Raw genomic sequence first — 22,000 nt, 5'->3', positions numbered from 1 at the left:
CTATGGGCAATGTATTGTCGGCTCAGCGCTGCAGGCGCGCGCCGGACGGATGGTTGCTGCCATGGACCTTCATGTGGCAGTTCGCGCAGGCATTGCCGAGTATCCGCTGGGCGCTGCCGGACGTAGGCGCCAAGGTACTGCCGTCGAAGGCTACGTTGGAATGGCCGATGGCGGTCGAGTGGCATTGCTGGCACAGGTAGGGCATGCGCACCTTGAGCATCGGTGCGATGTTGGTGCCGTGCGGATTGTGGCAGTTGGTGCAATCGTCCTGGGAGGGACGGTGTTCCCAGAGGAAAGGCCCGCGCAACTGCGCGTGGCAGGTGTAGCAGGTTTCATTGACGGTATTCTTCTGCAGCGATCCGCGTTGCGCGGTCGATCCGTGCGGGGCGTGGCAGGCCGAACATGAGAAAAAACCGTTCTTGGTCGGGTGTGTCGACACGCGGTGCAGTTCCGCGCGGCGATCCTTGTGGCAGTCGAAACAGACGCTGGCCTGTGTCTCGGCGACCATCACCGGATCCTTGGGCGCATGTAGGCGGTGGCAACTCGCGCAGGACTGCTTGGTCTGCTCGTGCTTGCTGCCTTGCCAATGAATGCGCGAGCCGGACTGGTGACAACCGAGGCAGGCCTCGTTCTGCGGCTCGGCCGAGCCCTTCTTGCCGAAGACTACCGGCACCAGGCCTTTGACGCGCGGCGTTTTCAGGTGCGCGGAGAGATCGCCATGACAACTGCTGCACATCTTGTCTTCGGGATTGCCGGTGAGCGACTTGCCGGTTGACTCGGGAGTGCGCGCATCGCCCTTGACCGCGTGCTTGGTCCGGGCGATCGCATAGAAGCCTTCATGGCACTCGACGCAGGACTTTATCTCGCCGCTATCGGCACGCGAACGGGTCGGTGCGGCGTCTTCCTTCTGTGTCGTCTGGGCGGAGGCGATGCCCGCAAGGCCGCTGGCGATCAAGAGAGCGAGACCGGCCGCCGCTGCGCGATATTTCCTGATTATCTGGTTCATATGTCTCGTTCCGACGATGCGTTTGAGCAATCCGCGGGTGGAATTCGTCCCCAAACCAGAACGATCCTCCGTAAATCTTGATAAATTACATTACTAAATTTCTCGTTGTCACTGATTCAAACAGACTTTTTTATTAAAAACAAGCTATTTCCCACACCCCGAGCTATGTCGACAGGCTGATAGTGTTTCTTTTCTGCAACAAGGTATTTTTCGCGGCTTGGCCGATCGGCGCATGGGAAAAGGCCGAGTTTTGACAACGGCTTATGCCGCAATGCTAATAAATTACGGGAGAATGTTTCCGTCGCCGCCGGCATGGGTGTCGAAACATGACGACGGTATGGCCGCGGGCGGGGTACCGGCCCGGGCGGGGACTATTTGGCGCGGGTGGCGATGTAGTCGGCAACGATCTTGAATTCGTTGCCCTTCATGTCGTCGGTGACGCCCTCTTCCTTGTGCGTCTTGTTCTTGGTCAGGCGCGCAACGACGCATTCCCAGTCGCCCTTGTATTTCTCATGGATCTGTTTCATCGGGGGGCCGGTCTTTTTCTGCACATAGGCGTGGCATTGCGGGCAGCCGACGCGGTCGATGACCGCCTTGGCGCCGGCTTCGTCGATGGCGCCGAGCGGGGCTCCGGTCGGGGCCTCGCAGGGTGGCAGATCGGAACCGTCGCGATAGGCGATTTTCTTTCTGGCGCCGGGTTTGGCTGTTTCCTCCTTGGCGGTGGGCTCCGCCTTGGCGGCTGCCTCGGGTTTCTTCGCCTGCGCCTGTGCTTCCACCTCGCGTTTCTGCGTGGCGAGGGTCTCTGCTTTCGCCTTGACCTCGGCTTCCCGCTTGGCGCGTTCGTCGGCGTCACGCTTCTGCAATGCGAACGCATCGGCCTCGCGCCTGGCTTTCGCCTCCAGTTCCTGTTTGGCGGCACGCTCGTCCGCCTCGCGTTTTTTTGCGGCCAGCGCATCGGCGTCGCGCTTCGCGTTGGCCTGTGCTTCGGCCTCGCGCCTGGCCCGTTCTTCGCCTTCGCGCTTGATCGCATCGAGGGCGGCGGTATCCTTGCGCGCCCTGGCGTCGGCTTCCCGTCGCGCGAGTTCGGCCTGCTCCTGTTTGGCGGCGGCGTCGCGTTTGCCCTGGGCTTCCGCGTCGCGTTTGGCCTGAGCCTTGGTGTCGGCTTCCTGCTTGGCCTTGGTTGCTGCGTCTTTCTTGGCCTGGGCCTTGGCCTCGGCTTCCTGCCTGGCCTTGGCGGCGGCGTTATTCTTGGCCTGGGCTTTGGCTTCCGCTTCCTGTTTGGCCTTGACGGCGGCTTCCTGCTTGGCCTGGGCTTTGGCTTCCGCAGCCGCCTTGGCCTTGGCGGCGGCTTCCTTCTTCGCCAGGGCCTTGGCCTCCGGACTGCCGGGTTTCGGCTTTGCAGCTGTCGCCGCCGCTTGCTCGGCGTAGGTGGTCGCGGCCAGCCATTCCGCAATGGCCCGAATCTCGTCCGTGGATATCGATTTGAGTTCGCCGGCATGGCCGGCGGCAGCGGAAATAGCGGCTGCGGCTTGCGCCGGATCGCCCTTCATGCCGGCCTTCATGTTTTTCACCGAAGGCGCGATGCTGCGCGCTTCGTAGAAATGACATAGGGCACAATTCTTCTGCTTGAACAGCAAGCGGCCGTTGGCGCCGGATTGCGCCTGGGCGCCGAATGCCGCCAGTGCACACAGGGCAAAAGCGGCGGCACGCAGCGATATGCGGGAAGACCTCGGCTTCATCGAACCGGCCTCAGTCGCTTTGTTTGTTGAAAAATTCCATGGCCTTGACCAGGCTGCGGCGCATGCGATTGAAGGCGGAACTGAGCTGGGCGACTTCGTCGCTGCCCTTCTCGTTGAATTCGCCCATCTCGAAATTGCCTTTGCTGATCTCGTCGGCAATTGCCGCCATTTCGCTCAAGCGGTTGGTGATCAGTGCGGTCAGCATCAGGTTGAGGAGGATGAAGACGGCGACGAAGACCCCGGTAAGCGTGCCCATGAAGGTCGTGAACATGCGTTGGGCATTGGCAATCGGCACCGACAGCGGAACGCTGACGATCTGCGCGCCGACAATCTCCTTGAGCTTCCAGCCGTAGCCGTTGTCGCCGTAGATCGCGACCATTTTCGGCGGTGCCTTTTCCGGCGTGGTGTGGCAGCCCAGGCAGCCGGACTGCTTGATCTGGATCGGTCGTGCGAGGTAGAGGTAGGGGCCCTTGGAGGTTTCGCGCACTCCCCATTCCTGTTCCTTCGTGACGTCGCTGCGGAAGCCGTTGATGATGCGGGCTTCCCAATCCTCCGGGCGATGCTTGACGTTGGTCGGGTTCAGTGCGACTTCGCGGTAGCCGTATTCCGGGTAGCGCTTCTGCACGGCCTCCATGACCTTGTTGGCGGCATAGGCGGGGATGCCCATCATGAGCATTTCCTCGTCTTCTTCGGTCTCGCGCAGATTCGGACCGACCTCATTGACGGCCCAGGTGCGCGCCGAAAGTATGGTCTCCATTAATACACCGGCATTCGACAGGACTTCGTCGCGGGCGTTGTCGTTGAGCTGCTGGTACGAGAAGTAGCCGGAAGCACCCAGCGCCAGCCCGAACACGACAAGCAGCATCGAATTGAATTTTCCCCTCAGCTTCATGCGCGATCTCCGCTGGATTCCTTAGCGGCAAAGGATAGCATGAGGTATTGCCGGTTTCTTGCAGACTGGCGGCTGGACGCGATGGCCGTTCCCGTGCCAGAATCGCCCGTCAGGGCAGAGTCTACGACATCATGAATGGCCCGCCCTGCATATGGCCAAGGTCATATTTTAAGAATAAACTGATTCGAAAAAGTAGCAGCAGGCGCCAGCCAGCATTCGCTTTAGCTGCCGAAGCCAAAAATGGAGAAGGAGGACTGGGACGCCGTGTCTTCGCAAGTCAGCGCACCTGTATCAACCACGGTCATCGCCTTCGATATTGCGGGGGCGTATATCGTCGATGCGGCGGCTTCTGCGAGCTTTGAAGGCTTCGTTGCCGCGGCCCGTGCGCTCGGTTTTGTCACGCAGGAAACCGGCAAGCCGAATCTGACCTTGACCCTGGCGCCGGAACTGGTGGTGGGAGACATCCTGAACCGAGTCGTCGCAGCTGTTTCGGCTTTCGAAGCGGCCGCGGCGCCGTTGCGGATACGTGCCATGGTCCACTATGGTGTTGTCTTTCGCACCGAATCGGTGGGCGAGCTGAGTTATGTCGGATCGGCAATCCGCTCGACGCAAAGCGCGTTGCGGCGGGCGCCGGCGGCCGGCGGATTCGTGGCGACGCAGGACTTCGCGGCCTACGCCGCCAAGTTGTCGGATCTTCCGTTCCGGCTGCAGGCGATGAGCGGAGCTGCTGCCGCGGACGGCATGAGCCAGATGGCTTTTTCCGGCCGCACGGTCGCGCCACCGCCGGCTGCCGGCGGGCGCCTGCAAAGCGCCGATGCGGCGTTTGTCGCATTCGTCAAGCGGCGCCTGGCCGAGGACATCGGGCCATTCGCGAGTGCCTTGGTGGATCGGGCAGTTCGTTCCTCGACAGCGGTGGAGCAATTGGTGCCGGCCTTGAGCCGCGAAATCGACGATGCGGCCGCACGCGCGCGTTTTGAAGAAGATATGCTGCGCTACATCAGTTCTCAAGCCCGATAGAAATCGGGCGGAGCATTCCAGGGAAGGAAGACATGGGTTTCTTCAGCAATCTGCTGCACCAATCGCAATCAGTGGCCTGTGTGCTTCCCGAGACGCATCCGGTAATCCGTCAGATATCCGACGCTGTCGGCTTCGATGTCGTCGGCGCCGAGGGCTACGCATCGAGCCTGGTGCCGGCGATCAACTCCGCAGCGGAATACTTCGATGCACAGATCGGCACGATTCCCGGTCCGCTGGACATTTCCGCCGCGCACTACACGCACCATCCCTTGGTCCACGCGCTGTTTTCAGCGCGACAGGATATCGCCCATGGCATCGGTCGCAGCGTGGACGTCAGGCAGCCGCTGGCATTTCTTGCGGGCGCCGAACAGCCGGAGTCGTTCGCGCTGCTCGGCGTGCGCCAACAGAAGGACCAGGCGTCCGACAGCCCGAAACAGGGCTTCTGCGAACATACCCTGCGCTCGCTCGCGGCGACCGAGGCCGGTGCGCGGCAGGGACTGCGCACCGCGGCGCTGACCCGCCTGGTGAAAAGATTCAGCGAACATATCGACCTGTTGCGCAAGAAGGGCCAGTTGCCGCGCGACGCATGGAATATCGAGAACCGCCGCGACCTCCAGTCCGCCGAGGGCGACAAGGGCAAGCTCGTGCTGGCCAGCGAGGAACTGCAAGCGGACAAACTGATGCGTGGACTGGTCGCCTGGCTGCAACGTCCCACCGAGCAATTGCAGGTGCGTGCCGGCAACAAGGCTGACGCCGCCCAGGCCGATCCGGTCGAGTCGATGTCGCAACTGCTGTGCCATGATCGCCGTCGCTGGACCGTCTGCATGGTGCGTTTTCCGACTGCCGAGGGCGTCGCGGCGGTCCAGAACGAAGCCCGCCAGTACCGCTACATTCGCATCTGAGCGGGGCCTGCCGGCGTGGTCGGCGCCGTGCCGGACTCTGTCCGCCGGGGATTCGGCTGCGCCGGCCGGCCAGCGCCAACTCTCCGGGTCCTACGCAGCGATTCGCAATTCCGCCAATGCCGCCTCGGGCGTGAGGATGCGAAACAGGTCGCGCAGCCGCTCGCGCCGCGCCAGGCGCAGCAGGGCTTTGTCCGCCGTTACCAGCCAATCGGCGGCGCTGTCGCGGGCCAGTTCGAGAAACTTCTGGTCATCGCGATCCTTGCAGCGCGGCAATTGAACCGCCGCAGCAGGCGGCGAGTCGTCGTGGTGAATGGCACGGGCCGCGTAGGCCGCCAGCGCGCACGACTGCTGCTGTTCCGTCAGCGCGAACATCGGATAGCCGAGCACGCGGCGGAATTCGCCGAGGCAGGCGGCGTTGGTGATCGCCTGCCATTCGCCGCTGTCGCTTCTTGCGCGTAGCGAGGCGAAACGGCTGTCGGCAAACACGTAGAGCGAGACCAGGACATTGGTGTCGAGCACGACGCGCCGCGGCTCGATCATCGAAAAAGCCGGCACCGAGTGTCGCGATTCCGTGTCCCCGTAGGAGCGAGCTTGCTCGCGATGGGTGCATGTTTCGCCAGCAAGCTGGCTCCTACGCTTTCTTTTTCGGCGTGTCCAGGCGGAACTTGACGAAGGAACCCGGTGCATCTTCCAGCGGCTTGAACTTGCCCTTGGACGGGTCGCGCGCCGGCACCTTGTCGTCGTTCAGCTTGGTGATCCATTTCTGCCAGTCGGTCCACCACGAGCCTTCGTGCTGCTTGGCGCCTTCGAACCATTCGTCCGGGGTCTCCGGCCGCGCATCGTTGGTCCAGAAGCCGTACTTGTTGGCCGAGGGCGGATTGACGATGCCGGCGATGTGGCCCGAACCGCCCAAGGCAAAGCGCACCGGGCCGCCCAGCGCGGTGGAACCGAGATAGACGCTGCGCCACGGCGCGATGTGGTCTTCGATGGTGGAGATGAAATAGGACGGCGTCTTGACCTTGGACAGGTCGATCGGCGTGTCGAGCAGGGTGATGCCGCCCGGTTCGCGCAGCAGGTTGTTCAGGTACATGTTGCGCAGGTAGTAGCTGTGCATCTTGTAGGGCATGCGCGTGGAATCGGAATTCCAGTAGAGCAGGTCGAAGGGGAAGGGTTCCTTGCCCATCAGGTAGTTGTTGACCACGAAGGTCCAGATCAGGTCGTTGGAGCGCAGCATGTTGAAGGTGGTGCCCATCTCCGAGCCCTCCAGGAAGCCGCGTTCCTCCATTTTCTTTTCGAGGCTGGCGACCTGGCCTTCGTCGATGAAGACGCCGAGCTCGCCGGGGATCGAGAAGTCGAGCAGGGCGACGAAGAAGGTCGCCGAGGCGATGCGCTTGTCCTTCTTGGCCGCCATGTAGCCCATGGTCGAGCCGAGCAGCGTACCGCCGAGGCAGTAGCCGATCATGTTGACTTCCTTTTCGCCGGTCTGCTGGCAGACGGCGTCGATGGCGGCCAGCGCGCCTTCGGTCATGTAATCGTCGAAGCCCTTCATGGCCAGCTTGGCATCCGGATTCACCCAGGAGATGACGAATACCGAGTGGCCCTGGTCGGTGGCCCACTTGATGTAGGAATTGCTCTCGCGCAGGTCGAGGATGTAGTACTTGTTGATCCAGGGCGGGATGATCAGCAGCGGACGCTTGTACTGTTCCTTGGTGGTCGGATTGAACTGGATCAGCTGGATCATCTCGTTCTGGAAGACCACCTTGCCCGGCGTTACGGCGACGTTCTTGCCCATTTCGAAGGCCGAGGGATCGGTCATCTTGACGCGCAGCTGGCCGTCGCCTTCCTCGATGTCGCGCAGCAGGTTGTTGAAACCCTTGAGCAGGTTCTGGCCGTTGCTCTTGACCGTCTCGCGCAGCACTTCCGGGTTGGTCATAGCGAAGTTGGACGGTGCCAGCGCATCGATGAACTGGCGGGTGAAGAAATTCACCTTCTTCTGCGAGATATCGTCGAGGCCTTCGATGCAGCAGACGTTGTCATGCACGTGGCGCGCCGTGATCAGGTAGGACTGCTTGATGAAATCGAACAGGAAATGTTCTTCCCATTGCGCGTCGGCGAAGCGCTTGTCGCCCTTCTTCGGCTGCGCCACCGGTGCGCCTTGCATGCCCATCATGCGCATCGTCGAATGCTGCCACAGCGAAAAATAATCCCACACCAGGTTCATCTGCGCCTGCGCCAACTGGTAGGGATTGGCCAGCATCTTGGCCATCATGTCCAAGAAAGCCTGCGCAATTCCAAGGTCATCGGAAGGTGCGGAAACGCCCTTTTTCATCTGACGCTTCATGTGGTCCGTGATCAGGTGCGAGGCACGCTGGGCCACTTCGGCGTAGGTCTTGGCAATTTCCTTGGGGTCGGGCAAATGCTGGGTTTGTGGTGCAGACATCGGGGCTCCTTCGGTTAACGGATGTAACGGACCAGGCCGTTCTCTTCGATACGTTTCAATTTGCCGGCGTGCTCAAGGTAATTCAGGTGGGCAATCGCCTCGCCCATGGCAAACATGGTCTGGTGCGGGTCCGGGATCTCGCGATTGAACAGCACCGCGATCAGTTCCGCGGCACTGCGCGACTTGTCCTCGCAGGCTGCCAGCAGCACCTCGCAGCGCTCCGCATGGTGGGCGTGCAGCTGGTCCACTCGGGCATGCAGGCCGCGGAACGGCCGGCCGTGCGAGGGCAGCACCAGCGTGTCTGCCGGCAGGGCGCGAAAGCCGTCGATGGAATCGAGGAACAGGCCGAGCGGATCCGCGTAGGGGGTGCTGGCCATCACCGAAATATTGGTCGAGATGCGCGGCAAGAGCATGTCGCCCGAGATCAGCACGCCGAGCTCGGCGCAATACAGGCTCATGTGCTCGGGGGCGTGGCCGTGGCCGACGATGGTGCGCCACTCGTGCTCGCCGATCTGCAGCAACTGACCGTCGAACAAGCGCCGATAGGTGGCGGGAATATCCGGTACGCCGCGCTTGTAGCCGTTGCCGCGCGCCACCAGGGCGTCGATGCGCGCCTCGTCGAGGCCGTGGCTGCGGAAGAACTCGACCATGGAACCGATCGCATAGCCGGCGATCTGCTCCACCATCATGTGCGCCGCCAGGTACTCGCCCTGGGCGATCCACAGCCCGGCGCCGGTTTCCTGCTCCAGCCAGGCGGCGAGGCCGAGGTGGTCGGGATGGCAGTGCGTGACGATGCAGCGCGTCAGGCGCCGTCCTTGACTCTGTCCGCCGGAGATTCCGCTCGCCCGCCGCGAAGCGGAATCCCGGGTGTGTGGAGACCGCGGGCCGGCGAGCGCCGACTTCCAGGCTTCCTTGACCGGGTCGAGGGCGAAGCCGGTATCGACCGCGGCATAGCCGTCGCCGTCGGCCAGCAGCCACAGGTTGATGTGGTTCAGCGCGAAGGGCAGCGGCATGCACAGCCATTCGATGCCGGGCGCGACGGCTACCGCGACGCCGGGAGCGGGTGCGGTTTCGTGGGGGTAGGCGATGGGAGCGTTCAAGTCGCGTCTCTTTGCATCGATGGGGGAAATCTGCTTAACTTGCCGACTGGCGGTCTGCCATCTTATCCAATTTTCGGGACTTTATGTGCACTGCAGCATTGCGCCCATCCGAGCCCCTAACCATGAACGATACTCAAACCATCACCGAACTGGCCCGCGATTTCGGCGTGACGACCCGCGCCATCCGCTACTGGGAATCCCACGGTCTGGTCTCTCCGGCGCGCGAAGGCGGCAACCGCATCTACAGCAAGCGCGACCGCACCCGCCTCAAGCTGGCCCTGCGCGGCAAGCGCCTGGGTCTCAGCCTGGCCGAGATCAAGGATTTGATCGACATGTACGACACGGCCGAGGACGAGTCCACGCAATTGTTGTCCTTCCTCGGCGCGCTGGCCCAGCGCCGTGCCGCGCTGGAGCAGCAGCGCGACGACATCCAGGCCGTGCTCAAGGAAATCGCCCGCTTCGAGCGCCAGTGCCGCGATATGCTGAAGTCCGATGCCGCCGCGGCGGATTCGGGCCGCCGCCCGAACCGACACCCCGGGTAGTTGACGTTGACGTCAACGTTAACTACCATGCACGCCTCAGGCAGGAGATGAAATGCCGCACACCGCACGCCCAGCCAGGAATGTTTTCGAGCCGCGCAACCCGGACTGGGATGCCACGGTGCGGGCCAGCTTTGCCCGGCAGAAGGTGATGACGCTGATCGGCGCCGAAATCGGCGAACTGAAGCCCGGGCATTGCGAGATTCGCCTGCCTTTCCGCGACGACCTGACCCAGCAGAACGGCTATTTCCACGCCGGTATCACCAGCACCATCGTCGATAGCGCCGGCGGCTATGCCGGGCTCACGCTGATGCCGGCCGGCTCCGACGTGCTGACCGTGGAATTCAAACTGAATCTGCTGGCACCGGCCGACGGCGAGTTCCTCGTCGCCGAAGGTCAGGTGCTGAAGACCGGGCGCAACCTCGTCATCACGCGCGGCGAGGTGTACGCAATCAAAGGCGGTCGCGCCACGCACTGCGCCACGATGCAGCAAACCCTCATGACCATGCATGCCAAGGAGAAAAAGTAATGCTCGGACTGAATTTCGATCTCGGCGAAGACGTCGACATGCTGCGCGATGCCGTCTGGGCGTTCGCGCAGAAGGAAATCCTGCCGCGCGCCGCCGAGATCGATCGCGTCAACGAGTTCCCTGCGGACCTGTGGCAGAAGTTCGGCGACATGGGCCTGCTCGGCATGACCGCCGGCGAGGAATACGGCGGCACCAACATGGGCTACCTCGCCCACATGGTGGCGATGGAGGAAATCTCCCGCGCCTCGGCCTCGGTCGGCCTGTCCTACGGCGCGCATTCCAACCTCTGCGTGAACCAGATCCGTCGCAACGGCAACGATACGCAGCGGAAAAAGTACCTGCCCAAGCTGATTTCCGGCGAGCACGTCGGCGCACTGGCGATGTCGGAATCGGGTGCCGGCTCCGACGTGGTGTCGATGAAGCTGCGCGCCGAGCTCAAAGGAAACGGGGCAGATGCACGCTATGTCCTGAACGGCTCGAAGATGTGGATCACCAACGGCGGCGACGCCGACACCCTGGTGGTCTATGCCAAGACCAGCCCGGATGCCGGCGCCAAGGGTATGACCGCCTTCATCGTCGAGAAGGGCTTTGCCGGCTTCAGCAAGGGCCAGCATCTCGACAAGCTCGGCATGCGCGGCTCCAACACCTACCCGCTGTTCTTCGACGACTGCGAAGTGCCGGCGGAAAACGTGCTGGGCGGCGAAGGCAACGGCACGCGCGTATTGATGTCCGGCCTCGACTACGAACGCGCCGTGCTCTCCGGCGGTCCGCTGGGCATCATGGCGGCCTGCATGGACGTGGTGCTGCCTTTCGTGCATGAGCGCAAGCAGTTCGGCCAGAGCATCGGCGAATTCCAGTTGATGCAGGGCAAGCTGGCCGACATGTATTCGACCTGGCAGGCCACACGTGCCTATGTTTACGCGCTGGGCAAGGCCTGCGACCGCGGCGACCACGCCCGTACGCTGCGCAAGGATGCCGCCGGCGCGATCCTGTATTCGGCGGAAAAGGCCACCTGGATGGCCGGCGAGGCGATCCAGGCCCTGGGCGGCGTCGGCTACACCAACGAATACCCGACCGGCCGCCTCTGGCGCGACGCCAAGCTTTACGAGATCGGCGCCGGCACCTCGGAAATCCGCCGCATGCTGATCGGCCGCGAACTCTACAACGAGACCATGTGATGAGCGCCCAACATAGCCAACAGCAACGCGAGGAATGGCAGAAGCTTTACGACGAAGTGCTGGCCCGCTCCAGCGGCCCCGGCGTGCTGACCCTGGAAAATTTGCGCGAATGCTCGGGTCTCGAACTGTTCCAGAAGATGATCGCCGGCGAGCTGCCGCGGCCGCCGATCAGCGACACGCTGGGCTTCCTCCTGGTCGAGGCCGAAAAAGGCCGCGTGGTGTTCCAGGGCCTGCCGCAGCATCGCCATTACAACCCGATCGGATCGGTGCATGGCGGCTTTCATGCCACGCTGCTGGATTCCTGCGTCGCCTGCGCGATCCAGTCCACGCTCGAAGCCGGTCAGGGCTACACCACGATCGAGCTCAAGGTGAACTACATCCGCGCCCTGACCGACCGCGTCGGTCCGGTGCGCGCCGAGGGTCGCGTGATCCACGCCGGCAAGCAGATCGGTACGGCGGAAGGCAAGCTGGTCGATGCCGATGGCAAGCTCTACGCACACGCGACGACGACTTGCCTCATATTCAATGTCTGACGCGCGCAGAGCCGCCTTAAGCGCGGCGCAGCCAGAACCCGGAGCCGCGCAGCGGCGAACCGCAGTCACCCCCTCGCTCGGCGAGGGGGATGGGGGGCGTGCTGCATTGCTTGAAACCTATCGCGGCACGGTCTATCCGTGGCATTGTGACCACATGAACCACATGAACGTCATGTGGTACGTCGGCAAATTCGACGAAGCGACCTGGAACCTGATGTCCCACCTCGGCATGAGCGCGGCCTTCCTGCGCGAACACCATCGCGGCATGGCGGCGATCGACCAGCGCATCAGCTACCAGCGCGAACTGCATGCCGGCGACACCGTGGCCATACGCACCGGCGTGGTCGACGTCACCGACAAGAAGATCATCTTCTTTCACGAAATGCGCAACGCCGATACCGACACGGTGTCGGCCGTGACGCTGCTGACCGGCATCCACCTCGACACCCAGACGCGCAAGAGCTGCCACCTGCCCAAGGCCGCGGCGGACAAGGCGCGCGAGCTGGTGGTTGCTTACGAACTGCCCTGGACGTCATGAACGACGCAGTGAAAGTTGGCGCTGGCGGCACGGCGATTCGCGTGCTTGGCGCCGAGCATGTCGCCGAACTGGAACAGGTGCGCCAGTTTTTCCGCAACTACGCAGGCTGGCTCGGCGTCGACCTGTGCTTCCAGAATTTCGACGAGGAAATGGCCAACCTGCCGGGGCGCTACGCCGCACCCGAGGGCCGCCTGTTCTACGCCGAGGTCAATGCAAACGGTGAGAAACGCGCCGCCGGCTGCGTCGGCATCCGGCCGCTGGCCGCCGGGGTCTGCGAGCTCAAGCGCCTCTACGTCGAGCCGAGCTGCCGGGGCCTCGGCGTCGGCCGCGACCTGGCCCTGGCAGCGATACGCGCCGCGCGCCAGATCGGCTACCGCACCATCATGCTCGACACCCTGCCGGCCATGCGTATCGCGGTGAAGCTTTACCGCGAACTGGGCTTCCAGGAGGCGCCGGCCTACTACCAGACCTCGCTCGAAGGCACGCAGTTCCTCGCGCTGGACCTCGAAAACTGGTCCGAGGAACAGCTCAATAACCAGACCCTGCACCACTTGTTCGATTTCAACCGGGCCTGGGCGCGGCAGATGCGCGAGGTCGATCCGGACTACTTCGAGCGCCTGTCCCACCTGCAGTCGCCGGAATACATGTGGATCGGCTGTTCGGATTCGCGCGTGCCCGCCAACCAGATCGTCGGCCTTTTGCCCGGCGAGGTGTTCGTGCATCGCAATGTCGCCAACGTGGTGGTGCACACCGACCTCAACTGCCTTTCCGTGATCCAGTTCGCGATCGACGTGCTCAAGGTCAGACACATCATGGTGGTCGGCCACTACGGCTGCGGCGGCGTGCACGCGGCGCTCCATCATCACCGCGTCGGACTGGCCGACCTCTGGCTGCGCCACGTGCAGGATGTGCATGTCAAGCACATGGCGCGGGTCGACGAGTTGCCCGAGGAAAAGCGCCATGACCGTCTGTGCGAACTCAACGTGCTGGAACAGGTGATCAACCTCTCGCGCACCATCGTCGTCCAGGACGCCTGGCAGCGCGGCCAGAACCTGACCATCCACGGCTGGATCTACGGCCTCAAGGACGGCCTGATGCGCGACCTCGGCCTTACCGTCAGCAGCCCCGAGCATATTCCAGAGCGATACGCAGCGGCGCTCGCTATATTGCAATGAACGTAAAACCATACTTCCTGCCACAGAGGACACAGAGTTCACAGAGAAAGACGGAACCGTGAATTTGCTTTATCTCTGCGTTCTCTGTGTTCTCTGTGTTCTCTGTGATCTCTGTGGCCAATAGGTTTTCACGACAAAAGGAACCATCATGAACGACTCTATCGTCATCGTCTCCGCCGCTCGCACTCCGATTGGCGGTTTTGGCTCCGGCCGCCGCTGCGCGGCTTAACCCTCGCTGCGCTCGCGTTAGCCTTCACCGAAACCTCTTTCCTTTCCTATTGGAGCCCCTCATGTCCGATCCTATCGTCATCATCTCCGCCGTCCGCACCCCCATGGGCGGTTTTCAGGGTGACTTCAATTCACTGACTTGCTCCCAGTTGGGCAGCGCCGCGATCAAGGCCGCCGTCGAACGCGCCGGCCTGGCGCCTGCGCAGGTCGACGAAGTCATCATGGGCTGCGTGCTGCCCGCCGGCCAGGGCCAGGCCCCGGCGCGCCAGGCGTCACTCGGCGCAGGCCTGCCGCTGGCGGTAGGCGCAACCACGGTGAACAAGATGTGCGGCTCCGGCATGCGCGCGGCGATGTACGCGCACGACATGCTCGTCGCCGGCAGCGTCGAGGTCATGGTCGCCGGCGGCATGGAATCGATGAGCAACGCGCCCTACCTGCTGCCCAAGGCGCGCGGCGGTTATCGCCTCGGCCACGGCGAGGTCAAGGACCACATGTTCCTCGACGGCCTCGAAGACGCCTACGCAAGGGACGAGAGAGGCGGGGCACGCTTGATGGGCAGCTTCGCCGAGGACTGCGCCGGCAGCTACAAGTTCACGCGCGAGGCGCAGGACGCCTTCGCCGTGGCCTCCACCACGCGCGCCAAGCAGGCCAACACCGACGGCAGCTTCGCCTGGGAAATAGCTCCCGTCACGGTCTCCGGCCGCAAGGGCGACGTCGTTGTCGACAAGGACGAGCAGCCCTTCAAGGCCCAGCTGGAAAAGATTCCGACGCTGAAGCCGGCCTTCCGCAAGGACGGCACGGTGACCGCCGCCAACTCCTCGTCGATTTCCGATGGTGCCGCCGCGCTGGTCATGATGCGCGCTTCTACCGCCGCCAAACTGGGATTGAAGCCCATCGCCACGGTCGTAGGCCATTCCACCTTCGCCCAGGAACCCGGCCTGTTCACCACCGCGCCGGTCGGCGCCATGAAGAAGCTGCTGGCGAAGAATGGCTGGAGCGCCGACAGCGTCGACCTCTGGGAAATCAACGAAGCCTTCGCCGTGGTCACCATGGCCGCGATGCACGACCTCAAGCTGCCGCACGACAAGGTCAATGTGCATGGCGGCGCCTGCGCCCTTGGGCATCCGATCGGCGCCTCCGGCGCGCGCGTGATCGTCACGCTGATCGGCGCGCTACGCAAATATGGAAAGAAGCGCGGCGTCGCCAGCCTCTGCATCGGCGGCGGCGAAGCCACCGCGTTCGGCATCGAGCTGGCGTAAGTCCGCCATGACCCTGCAGACCCTCACCTACACGACCGAGGGGCGCATCGCGCGCATCACGCTCAACCGTCCCGAGCGGCTCAATGCCATCGTGCCGGCGATGCCGCGCGAGATACGGATTGCCGTCGATCGCGCCAATGCCGACGACGACATCCACGTCATCATCCTGCAGGGTGCGGGTCGCGCCTTCTGCTCCGGCTACGACCTCAAGGACTTCGCCGAGGCCGACGTCGATACGCCCTGCACGCAGTCGATGCCCTGGGATCCGATGGTTGATTACCGCGCCATGAAGGGTTTCACCGACGACTTCTTCAGCCTCTGGCGCAGCCACAAGCCGACCATCTGCAAGGTGCAGGGCTTCGCCGTGGCCGGCGGCAGCGACATAGCGTTGTGCTGCGACCTGGTGGTGATGGCCGACGATGCGAAGATCGGCTACATGCCGGCGCGCGTCTGGGGCTGCCCGACCACCGCGATGTGGGTCTATCGCCTCGGCGCCGAAAAGGCCAAGCGCATGCTCTTGACCGGTGACACCATCGACGGCAGGACCGCGAAGGAATGGGGCCTGGTCATCGACGCGGTGCCCGAGGCGGAACTCGAAGATGCGGTGCTGAAACTTGCAAACCGCATGGCCGGCGTGCCGAAAAACCAGCTCATGATGCAGAAGCTCATGATCAACCAGGCCTACGACAACATGGGCCTGGCCAACACCCAGATGATCGCCACGCTGTTCGACGGCATCACGCGCCACTCGCCCGAGGGCCAGTGGTTCAAGCATTACGCCGAAGAAAAGGGCTACAAGGAGGCCGTGCGCCTGCGCGATTCCGGCGAGCCGATACCCGGCAGCAAGTCATACAAGGATTACTGAAATGAAACTTGGCGTCTTTTGCGCGAACGGGCCACTGGGGTGCTCTGCGCCGCTCATGTCATCCGTCCCCACGGCTTGCCCTGCATGGCAAGCCGGCTTCGGCAGCGCGGAGCAGTGCTCCGCGAAACCCTGCCTACGCCCTTCTTTACTTCGCTTTGCAGAGCACCCCAGCGGCCCGTTCGGGTTACGCCGTGGGTGTTTGGCGGTCGAGAACCGCGGGCGTATCCCGCCGAGGGTGGCAGGGGGCCGACATGGCGAAGTAAAGAAGGAGGACCGGGCGCAGCCCGGTTCGGGTGACATGAGCGATGGCGGCCCCCTGTCGCCCTCGGCGCCCCCCGCCCTCTGCCAACCAACACGGCGATTCATGCATGGCGGGTGGCGCGAAGCATGGTGGAGCAACTGAGATGGTACTGAGCCCGGAACAGGAACAGATCCGCGACATGCTGCGCGACTTCGCGCGCGAACAGTTGGCGCCCAAGGCCGCGGAGTGGGACCGGACTTGCCACTTCCCGCGCGAGGAATTGCGCGCACTGGGCGAGCTCGGAGTCTGCGGCATGGTGGTGCCCGAAGAATGGGGCGGCGCGGGACTGGACTATGTTTCGCTGGCGCTGGCGCTGGAGGAAATCGCCGCCGGCGATGGCGCCATCTCGACCATCATCAGCGTGCAGAACTCGGTGGTCTGCGGCCCGATCAATGCCTTCGGCAGCGATGCGCAGAAGGAGAAATACCTGAGGAAGCTCGCCAGCGGCGAATGGCTCGGCTGCTTCTGCCTGACCGAGCCGCATGTCGGCTCCGACGCGGCGGCGATCCGCACCAAGGCGGTTCTGGACGGCGACCACTGGGTCTTGAACGGCGTCAAGCAGTTCATCACCACGGGCAAGAACGCGCAGGTCGCGGTGGTGTTCGCGGTCACCGATCCGGGCGCCGGCAAGAAAGGCATCTCGGCCTTCATCGTGCCCGCCGACACGCCGGGCTACATCGTCGCCCGGGTCGAGGAAAAGCTCGGCCAGCATGCGTCCGATACCGCGCAGATCCTGTTCGAGAACTGCCGCATCCCCGCCGAAAATCTGCTCGGCGCCGAAGGCCAGGGCTACCGCATCGCCCTGTCCAATCTCGAAGGCGGTCGCATCGGCATCTCGGCCCAGGCCGTGGGCATGGCGCGTGCGGCCTTCGAAGCCGCGCTGCATTACTCGCACGAACGCGAGAGCTTCGGCAAGCCGCTCTTCGAACATCAGGCGGTGAATTTCCGCCTGGCCGACATGGCGACGCAGATCGAGGTCGCGCGGCAGATGGTGCATCACGCAGCAAGCTTGCGCGACGCCGGCCGTCCCTGTTTGAAGGAGGCCTCGATGGCCAAGCTGTTTGCTTCCGAGATGGCCGAGAAGGTCTGTTCCGACGCGATCCAGATCCACGGCGGCTACGGCTATGTCAGCGACTTTCCGGTCGAGCGCATCTACCGCGACGTACGTGTCTGCCAGATCTACGAAGGCGCCTCCGACATCCAGCGGCTGGTCATCGGCCGCTCTCTCGGCATGTAATCCAATGACTGCGGAATCAGGAACCGACCTCTCGATCCACTCCGGCTACCTGCCGGGCTGCATCGGACGCATTGCCGAATTGCATGGCAGTTTTTATTCCCGCCATGCCGGTTTCGGCGTGCTGTTCGAGAGCAAGGTGGCGCGCGAACTGTCTGCCTTCTGCGAGCGCTTCGATGCAAGCCGCGACGGACTCTGGCTCGCGGTACGGCGCGGCCGCGCGGAAGCTGCCATCGCGATCGACGGTAGCGAAGCCGCTACCGACGGCGCGCACCTGCGCTGGTTCATCGCATCCGACGAATTGCGCGGCTCAGGCATCGGTAGCCGGTTGCTGGCAAGCGCTCTCGACTTCTGCCGGACGCACGGATACCGGCGCGTCCATCTATGGACCTTCGAAGGGCTGGACGCCGCCCGGCATCTTTACGAGAAACACGGGTTCTGCCTGACAAGCCAGGAACGCGGAAGACAATGGGGCTACGAGGTCAACGAGCAACGCTTTGAGTGGCAAGCCTGAAAATTGGAGAATCCCGTGGCCGAATACACCCTGCACTGTTTCGCCCAGTCCGGCAACGCCTACAAGCCGGCGCTGATGCTGGCTTTGTCCGGCGCCGACTGGGAACCGCGCTTCGTCGATTTCTTCAAGGGCGCGACCAAGACGCCGGAGTACCGCGCGCTGAACGTCATGGGCGAGGTGCCGCTGCTCGAACACCGCGGGCGGATCTGGTCGCAATCCGGCGTGATCCTCGACTACCTGGCCGAGGCGCTGGGCAGCTACGGCCCGCAGGACAACGACGAACGGCGCGAAAGCCTGCGCTGGATGCTGTTCGATAACCACAAGTTCACCAGCTACACGGCCACTTTGCGCTACCTGCGCAACTTCGTGCCGACCACCGATCCGGCGGTACTCACCGCATTTCGCGCCCGTGCCGAAACTGCATGGAAAGTCCTCGACGCCCATCTTGCCGGGCGTCAATGGGTCGTCGGCCACCGCCCCACCATCGCCGACTTTTCCCTGGCCGGCTACGTTTTCTGGCCCGAGGAAATCGGCGTGGACTGGAACGACTATCCGAACCTCCGCGACTGGTCGCAACGCATCGCCGGCCTGCCGGGCTGGCAGCATCCCTACCAACTGATGCCGGGCCATCCGCTGGCCGGCTGGGGAACAGGAGAAAACAAATGAAAGAGCCCATCGAATTCTGGTTCGACTTTTCCTCGCCCTATTCCTATCTCGCCAGCGAACTGATCGACGATCTCGCGGCGAAGCATGGGCGCAAGGTCAAGTGGCGGCCGATGATGCTCGGCGCCGCCTTCAAGGCCTCGAACATGCCGCTGCTGATCACCATCCCGCTCAAGGGCGAGTACAGCAAGCGCGACTTCGACCGCTCGGCACGATTCATGGGCATCCCCTACAAGTTTCCGCCGAAGTTTCCGATTGCCACGCTGGCTGCCGCGCGAGGCTACTACTGGCTGCACGGGCAGGACTGCGCCAAGGCCAGGCAGTTCGCCCATGCTGTGTTTCGAGCCTACTGGGTCGATAGCCGCGACATCAGCGAGCTGCCGGTGGTGCTGGAAATCGTCTCCCAACTGGGCATCGACCGTGACGCCTTCGCGGCGGCCATCGCCACGCCCGAGATCAAGGATCGCCTCAAGCAGGAAACCGACGCCGCGATTGCCCAGGGCATGTTCGGCGCACCGTATATCGTGGTCGATGGCGAAGCTTTCTGGGGCGTCGACCGCCTGCCGCAAATCGAAAAGTGGCTCGCCACGGGAGGATTCTGAAAATGACGACCTTCCCCCCATCCCCCTTCCCACGGAAGGGGGTGCGCAAGCGCACCCTTTGGGAAAATATTGCTGCCCACCCCCCTGCCCCCGCCCCAAGGGCGGGGGTGACTGGTCACCTCCCCCGCGTGGCGGGGGAGGCAGGGAGGGGGTGTCCATTCTTTACCCGCGCTAGCGCGGGCGGCCCGGCGGAGGCAGCATGAGCGTCATCAAATCCAAACTCAACACCCGTAGCGAGGAGTTCAAGGCCAACGCCGCGGCGATGAGCGCGCTGGTCGCCGACCTGCGCGAGAAGACCATCGCGGTCTCCGGCGGCGGCTCGCCGGAGACCGCGGCCAAACACAAGGCGCGCGGCAAGCTGCTGCCGCGCGAGCGCATCAATGCGCTGATCGATCCGGGCGCGGCCTTCCTCGAATTCTCGGCGCTGGCCGCTTACGGCATGTACAGCGCCAAGAGCCCAACTGAGGTTGCCTCGGCCGGCGTGGTCACCGGCATCGGCCGGGTCAAGGGCGTCGAATGCATGATCGTCGCCAACGATGCGACGGTGAAGGGCGGCTCCTACTTCCCGCTGACGGTGAAGAAACATTTGCGCGCGCAGGAAATCGCGCAGCAGAACCGCCTGCCGTGCATCTACCTGGTCGATTCGGGCGGCGCCAACCTGCCGACGCAGGACGAGGTGTTTCCCGACCGCGACCACTTCGGCCGCATCTTCTTCAACCAGGCCAACATGTCGGCCATGGGCATTCCGCAGATCGGCATCGTCATGGGTTCCTGCACCGCGGGCGGCGCCTACATGCCGGCCATGTCCGATGAATCCGTCATTGTCAGGAACCAGGGCACCATATTTCTCGGCGGCCCGCCGCTGGTCAAGGCTGCCACCGGCGAAGTGGTCAGCGCCGAGGACCTCGGCGGCGGCGACGTGCATACGCGGATTTCGGGCGTCTGCGACCACCTGGCCGAGAACGACCACCACGCGCTGTCGATCGCGCGGCGCATCGTCGGCAACCTGAACTGGCAAAAGCCCGTGTCGCTCGACATCGCCACGCCGGAGGAACCGCTTTATGACCCGTCTGAGCTGGCCGGCGTGATTCCCTTCGACACCAGGAAGCCCTACGACGTGCGCGAGGTCATCGCCCGCCTGGTCGACGGCTCGCGCTTCGACGAATTCAAGTCGCGCTACGGCACCACGCTGGTCACCGGTTTCGCGCGGCTGCACGGCTATCCGCTGGGCATCGTCGCCAACAACGGCATCCTGTTCGGCGAGTCGGCGCAGAAGGGCGCGCACTTCATCGAACTCTGCGCCCAGCGCGGCATTCCGCTGCTGTTCCTGCAGAACATCACGGGCTTCATGGTCGGCCGCAAGTACGAGAACAGCGGCATCGCCAAGGACGGCGCGAAGATGGTCACCGCGGTGGCGACGGCGCAGGTGCCGAAATTCACCATGATCATCGGCGGTTCATTCGGTGCCGGCAACTACGGCATGTGCGGCCGCGCCTACAGTCCGCGCATGCTCTGGATGTGGCCCAATGCGCGGATCAGCGTGATGGGCGGCGAGCAGGCCGCGTCGGTGCTGTCCACCATCAAACGCGACGGCATGGAGTCTGCAGGCAAGCAATGGAGCAAGGAGGACGAGGAATCCTTCCGCGCCCCGATCCGCGCCCAGTACGAAACCCAGGGCCATCCCTACTACGCCACGGCGCGCATCTGGGACGACGGCATCCTCGATCCGGCGCAGACCCGGCGCACCCTCGGCTTGGGCATTTCCGCGTCGCTCAACGCACCCATCCTGCCGACCAAGTTCGGCGTGTTCAGAATGTAAAAGCAGGATCAATAGAGAGGATTCCATGTACAACAACATCATTACCGAAACCGACCTCGGCGTCGGCATCATCACCCTCAACCGGCCCGAGCGGCACAATGCCTTCGACGACGCGCTGATCGCCGAACTGTCCGACGCCATCGACCGCATGGCGGCCGATCCGGCGGTGCGCGTGCTGGTTATTTCGAGCACCGGCAAGAGTTTCTGCGCCGGCGCCGACCTCAACTGGATGAAGCGTGCCGCGGGCTACGGCAACGAAGAGAACATGCGCGATTCGCGTGCGCTGGCCGAGATGCTGCGCAAGCTCGCGCAATGCCCGAAGCCGACCATGGCCCGCATCCAGGGCCCGGCCTATGGTGGCGGCGTCGGACTGGTGGCCTGCTGCGACGTGGCGATCGCCACCTTCGAGGCCCAGTTCTCGCTGACCGAAGTCAAGCTCGGCCTGATTCCCGCGGTGATCAGTCCGCATGTCATCGCCGCGATCGGCGAGCGCTACGCGCGCCGCTACATGTTGACGGCCGAGCGTTTCTCCGCGGCCGAGGCCTACCGCATCGGCCTGCTGCACGAGATAGTCACCGACGTTGCCGCGCTCGACGAAGCGGTCGGCGAGATCGTCGATGCGCTGCTCAATAACGGGCCGCGCGCGCTCGCCGAGTGCAAGCAGCTGATTACGGCCGTAGCCTGGAAGCCGCTCTCGCCGCAAGTCATCGAGGACACCGCGCAGCGCATCACGCGCCTGCGTGCCAGCGAAGAAGGCCGCGAGGGCATGACGGCCTTCCTCGAAAAGCGCAAGCCGTCGTGGATGGCATAACCGTGAGCCGCTTTAAACGCAGAGGACGCGGAGGCGCAGAGTGCGCAAAGAAACTCACGAAATGATCTTCTCTGTTTTCTCTGCGTCTCTGCGATCTCTGCGTTGAAGGAGTTTCG

Annotated in this window: 22 protein-coding genes; 16 read left to right on the top strand and 6 right to left on the bottom strand. The window is 63.6% G+C overall.

Annotated elements, in window-relative coordinates:
* Positions 1-22 precede the first annotated feature (22 nt).
* From RMO95_RS12065 to RMO95_RS12055, 3 genes are all read right to left on the bottom strand, one after another.
* The gene (locus tag RMO95_RS12065; RefSeq protein ID WP_310450882.1) at positions 23-1,006 is read right to left on the bottom strand and encodes a DmsE family decaheme c-type cytochrome; all 984 of its coding nucleotides are present in this window, start codon (positions 1,004-1,006) and stop codon (positions 23-25) included.
* A gap of 371 nt (positions 1,007-1,377) precedes the next feature.
* Positions 1,378-2,745: a hypothetical protein gene (locus RMO95_RS12060; RefSeq protein WP_310450881.1), complete on the bottom strand. Its 1,368-nt coding sequence runs from the start codon at positions 2,743-2,745 to the stop codon at positions 1,378-1,380.
* Between the two features lie 10 nt (positions 2,746-2,755).
* Positions 2,756-3,637, bottom strand: coding sequence for a DUF3365 domain-containing protein (locus RMO95_RS12055; protein WP_310450880.1), 882 nt, complete (start codon positions 3,635-3,637; stop codon positions 2,756-2,758).
* 240 nt (positions 3,638-3,877) lie between these two features.
* On the opposite strand from RMO95_RS12055, the gene RMO95_RS12050 reads away from it, so the two are divergent.
* Together RMO95_RS12050 and RMO95_RS12045 are read left to right on the top strand one after the other, a co-directional pair.
* A complete protein-coding gene (locus RMO95_RS12050; RefSeq protein ID WP_310450879.1) occupies positions 3,878-4,654 on the top strand; it encodes a hypothetical protein in 777 nt (258 codons plus the stop codon).
* A 32-nt stretch (positions 4,655-4,686) separates the two neighbouring features.
* Complete coding sequence (locus RMO95_RS12045; RefSeq protein WP_310450878.1) at positions 4,687-5,556, top strand: hypothetical protein; 870 nt, start codon at positions 4,687-4,689, stop codon at positions 5,554-5,556.
* A 90-nt stretch (positions 5,557-5,646) separates the two neighbouring features.
* Here RMO95_RS12045 and RMO95_RS12040 read toward each other — a convergent pair whose 3' ends face one another.
* From RMO95_RS12040 to RMO95_RS12030, 3 genes are all read right to left on the bottom strand, one after another.
* Entirely contained in the window at positions 5,647-6,096 is a 450-nt protein-coding gene (locus RMO95_RS12040) for a putative toxin-antitoxin system toxin component, PIN family (protein WP_310450877.1), read from the bottom strand.
* Positions 6,097-6,187: 91 nt separating this feature from the next.
* Positions 6,188-7,996, bottom strand: coding sequence for a class I poly(R)-hydroxyalkanoic acid synthase (locus tag RMO95_RS12035; RefSeq protein ID WP_310450876.1), 1,809 nt, complete (start codon positions 7,994-7,996; stop codon positions 6,188-6,190).
* Between the two features lie 14 nt (positions 7,997-8,010).
* A complete protein-coding gene (locus tag RMO95_RS12030; RefSeq protein WP_310450875.1) occupies positions 8,011-9,096 on the bottom strand; it encodes an MBL fold metallo-hydrolase in 1,086 nt (361 codons plus the stop codon).
* Between the two features lie 122 nt (positions 9,097-9,218).
* Between RMO95_RS12030 and RMO95_RS12025 the strand changes: the two genes are divergently transcribed.
* From RMO95_RS12025 to RMO95_RS11955, 14 genes are all read left to right on the top strand, one after another.
* Complete coding sequence (locus tag RMO95_RS12025; RefSeq protein ID WP_310450874.1) at positions 9,219-9,638, top strand: MerR family DNA-binding transcriptional regulator; 420 nt, start codon at positions 9,219-9,221, stop codon at positions 9,636-9,638.
* A gap of 52 nt (positions 9,639-9,690) precedes the next feature.
* The gene (locus RMO95_RS12020) at positions 9,691-10,164 is read left to right on the top strand and encodes a PaaI family thioesterase (protein ID WP_310450873.1); all 474 of its coding nucleotides are present in this window, start codon (positions 9,691-9,693) and stop codon (positions 10,162-10,164) included.
* On the top strand, positions 10,164-11,342 hold the full coding sequence (locus tag RMO95_RS12015) for an isovaleryl-CoA dehydrogenase (protein WP_310450872.1): 1,179 nt from the start codon (positions 10,164-10,166) through the stop codon (positions 11,340-11,342). Before RMO95_RS12020 ends, RMO95_RS12015 begins: the two co-directional genes overlap by 1 nt.
* The gene (locus tag RMO95_RS12010) at positions 11,342-11,875 is read left to right on the top strand and encodes a PaaI family thioesterase (protein ID WP_310450871.1); all 534 of its coding nucleotides are present in this window, start codon (positions 11,342-11,344) and stop codon (positions 11,873-11,875) included. The genes RMO95_RS12015 and RMO95_RS12010 overlap by 1 nt, the downstream gene beginning before the upstream one ends.
* A gap of 106 nt (positions 11,876-11,981) precedes the next feature.
* Positions 11,982-12,413, top strand: coding sequence for a thioesterase family protein (locus RMO95_RS12005; RefSeq protein WP_310450870.1), 432 nt, complete (start codon positions 11,982-11,984; stop codon positions 12,411-12,413).
* Complete coding sequence (gene can, locus RMO95_RS23125) at positions 12,410-13,588, top strand: carbonate dehydratase (RefSeq protein ID WP_409574949.1); 1,179 nt, start codon at positions 12,410-12,412, stop codon at positions 13,586-13,588. The genes RMO95_RS12005 and can overlap by 4 nt, the downstream gene beginning before the upstream one ends.
* A gap of 290 nt (positions 13,589-13,878) precedes the next feature.
* Positions 13,879-15,075, top strand: a complete 1,197-nt coding sequence (locus RMO95_RS11990) for an acetyl-CoA C-acetyltransferase (RefSeq protein ID WP_310450869.1) — start codon at positions 13,879-13,881, stop codon at positions 15,073-15,075.
* 7 nt (positions 15,076-15,082) lie between these two features.
* Positions 15,083-15,940: a crotonase/enoyl-CoA hydratase family protein gene (locus RMO95_RS11985; protein WP_310450868.1), complete on the top strand. Its 858-nt coding sequence runs from the start codon at positions 15,083-15,085 to the stop codon at positions 15,938-15,940.
* Positions 15,941-16,344: 404 nt separating this feature from the next.
* Positions 16,345-17,478 (top strand): acyl-CoA dehydrogenase, encoded by a 1,134-nt coding sequence (locus RMO95_RS11980; protein WP_310450867.1) that lies wholly within the window; start codon positions 16,345-16,347, stop codon positions 17,476-17,478.
* 4 nt (positions 17,479-17,482) lie between these two features.
* Complete coding sequence (locus RMO95_RS11975) at positions 17,483-17,989, top strand: GNAT family N-acetyltransferase (protein WP_310450866.1); 507 nt, start codon at positions 17,483-17,485, stop codon at positions 17,987-17,989.
* A 15-nt stretch (positions 17,990-18,004) separates the two neighbouring features.
* The gene (locus RMO95_RS11970; protein WP_310450865.1) at positions 18,005-18,655 is read left to right on the top strand and encodes a glutathione S-transferase; all 651 of its coding nucleotides are present in this window, start codon (positions 18,005-18,007) and stop codon (positions 18,653-18,655) included.
* Positions 18,652-19,254 carry a 2-hydroxychromene-2-carboxylate isomerase gene (locus RMO95_RS11965; protein WP_310450864.1) on the top strand — a complete coding sequence of 201 codons (603 nt, stop codon included), beginning with the start codon at positions 18,652-18,654 and terminating at the stop codon, positions 19,252-19,254. Before RMO95_RS11970 ends, RMO95_RS11965 begins: the two co-directional genes overlap by 4 nt.
* Before the next feature lie 199 nt (positions 19,255-19,453).
* Positions 19,454-21,073, top strand: a complete 1,620-nt coding sequence (locus tag RMO95_RS11960; protein WP_310450863.1) for a carboxyl transferase domain-containing protein — start codon at positions 19,454-19,456, stop codon at positions 21,071-21,073.
* A gap of 25 nt (positions 21,074-21,098) precedes the next feature.
* On the top strand, positions 21,099-21,884 hold the full coding sequence (locus RMO95_RS11955; RefSeq protein ID WP_310450862.1) for an enoyl-CoA hydratase/isomerase family protein: 786 nt from the start codon (positions 21,099-21,101) through the stop codon (positions 21,882-21,884).
* The last annotated feature ends 116 nt before the right edge of the window (positions 21,885-22,000 follow it).

Source organism: Sulfuritalea sp., assembly GCF_031426875.1.
GTDB lineage: Bacteria > Pseudomonadota > Gammaproteobacteria > Burkholderiales > Rhodocyclaceae > Sulfuritalea.
Note: the sequence above shows the minus strand (reverse complement) of the source record. Positions and strands in the feature narration are given on the sequence as shown.

What these genes read in the sequence shown, in the direction of transcription:
- RMO95_RS11985 (WP_310450868.1), top strand. Translation starts at nt 15,083, where the DNA reads ATGACCCTGCAGACCCTCACCTACACGACCGAGGGGCGCATCGCGCGC.
- RMO95_RS12050 (WP_310450879.1), top strand. Translation starts at nt 3,878, where the DNA reads ATGGAGAAGGAGGACTGGGACGCCGTGTCTTCGCAAGTCAGCGCACCT.
- RMO95_RS12060 (WP_310450881.1), bottom strand. Translation starts at nt 2,745, where the DNA reads ATGAAGCCGAGGTCTTCCCGCATATCGCTGCGTGCCGCCGCTTTTGCC.
- RMO95_RS12035 (WP_310450876.1), bottom strand. Translation starts at nt 7,996, where the DNA reads ATGTCTGCACCACAAACCCAGCATTTGCCCGACCCCAAGGAAATTGCC.
- RMO95_RS11980 (WP_310450867.1), top strand. Translation starts at nt 16,345, where the DNA reads ATGGTACTGAGCCCGGAACAGGAACAGATCCGCGACATGCTGCGCGAC.
- RMO95_RS12015 (WP_310450872.1), top strand. Translation starts at nt 10,164, where the DNA reads ATGCTCGGACTGAATTTCGATCTCGGCGAAGACGTCGACATGCTGCGC.
- RMO95_RS12045 (WP_310450878.1), top strand. Translation starts at nt 4,687, where the DNA reads ATGGGTTTCTTCAGCAATCTGCTGCACCAATCGCAATCAGTGGCCTGT.
- RMO95_RS12020 (WP_310450873.1), top strand. Translation starts at nt 9,691, where the DNA reads ATGCCGCACACCGCACGCCCAGCCAGGAATGTTTTCGAGCCGCGCAAC.
- RMO95_RS11955 (WP_310450862.1), top strand. Translation starts at nt 21,099, where the DNA reads ATGTACAACAACATCATTACCGAAACCGACCTCGGCGTCGGCATCATC.
- RMO95_RS11975 (WP_310450866.1), top strand. Translation starts at nt 17,483, where the DNA reads ATGACTGCGGAATCAGGAACCGACCTCTCGATCCACTCCGGCTACCTG.
- RMO95_RS11965 (WP_310450864.1), top strand. Translation starts at nt 18,652, where the DNA reads ATGAAAGAGCCCATCGAATTCTGGTTCGACTTTTCCTCGCCCTATTCC.
- RMO95_RS12025 (WP_310450874.1), top strand. Translation starts at nt 9,219, where the DNA reads ATGAACGATACTCAAACCATCACCGAACTGGCCCGCGATTTCGGCGTG.
- RMO95_RS12040 (WP_310450877.1), bottom strand. Translation starts at nt 6,096, where the DNA reads ATGATCGAGCCGCGGCGCGTCGTGCTCGACACCAATGTCCTGGTCTCG.
- can (WP_409574949.1), top strand. Translation starts at nt 12,410, where the DNA reads ATGAACGACGCAGTGAAAGTTGGCGCTGGCGGCACGGCGATTCGCGTG.
- RMO95_RS11990 (WP_310450869.1), top strand. Translation starts at nt 13,879, where the DNA reads ATGTCCGATCCTATCGTCATCATCTCCGCCGTCCGCACCCCCATGGGC.
- RMO95_RS12010 (WP_310450871.1), top strand. Translation starts at nt 11,342, where the DNA reads ATGAGCGCCCAACATAGCCAACAGCAACGCGAGGAATGGCAGAAGCTT.
- RMO95_RS11960 (WP_310450863.1), top strand. Translation starts at nt 19,454, where the DNA reads ATGAGCGTCATCAAATCCAAACTCAACACCCGTAGCGAGGAGTTCAAG.
- RMO95_RS12065 (WP_310450882.1), bottom strand. Translation starts at nt 1,006, where the DNA reads ATGAACCAGATAATCAGGAAATATCGCGCAGCGGCGGCCGGTCTCGCT.
- RMO95_RS12055 (WP_310450880.1), bottom strand. Translation starts at nt 3,637, where the DNA reads ATGAAGCTGAGGGGAAAATTCAATTCGATGCTGCTTGTCGTGTTCGGG.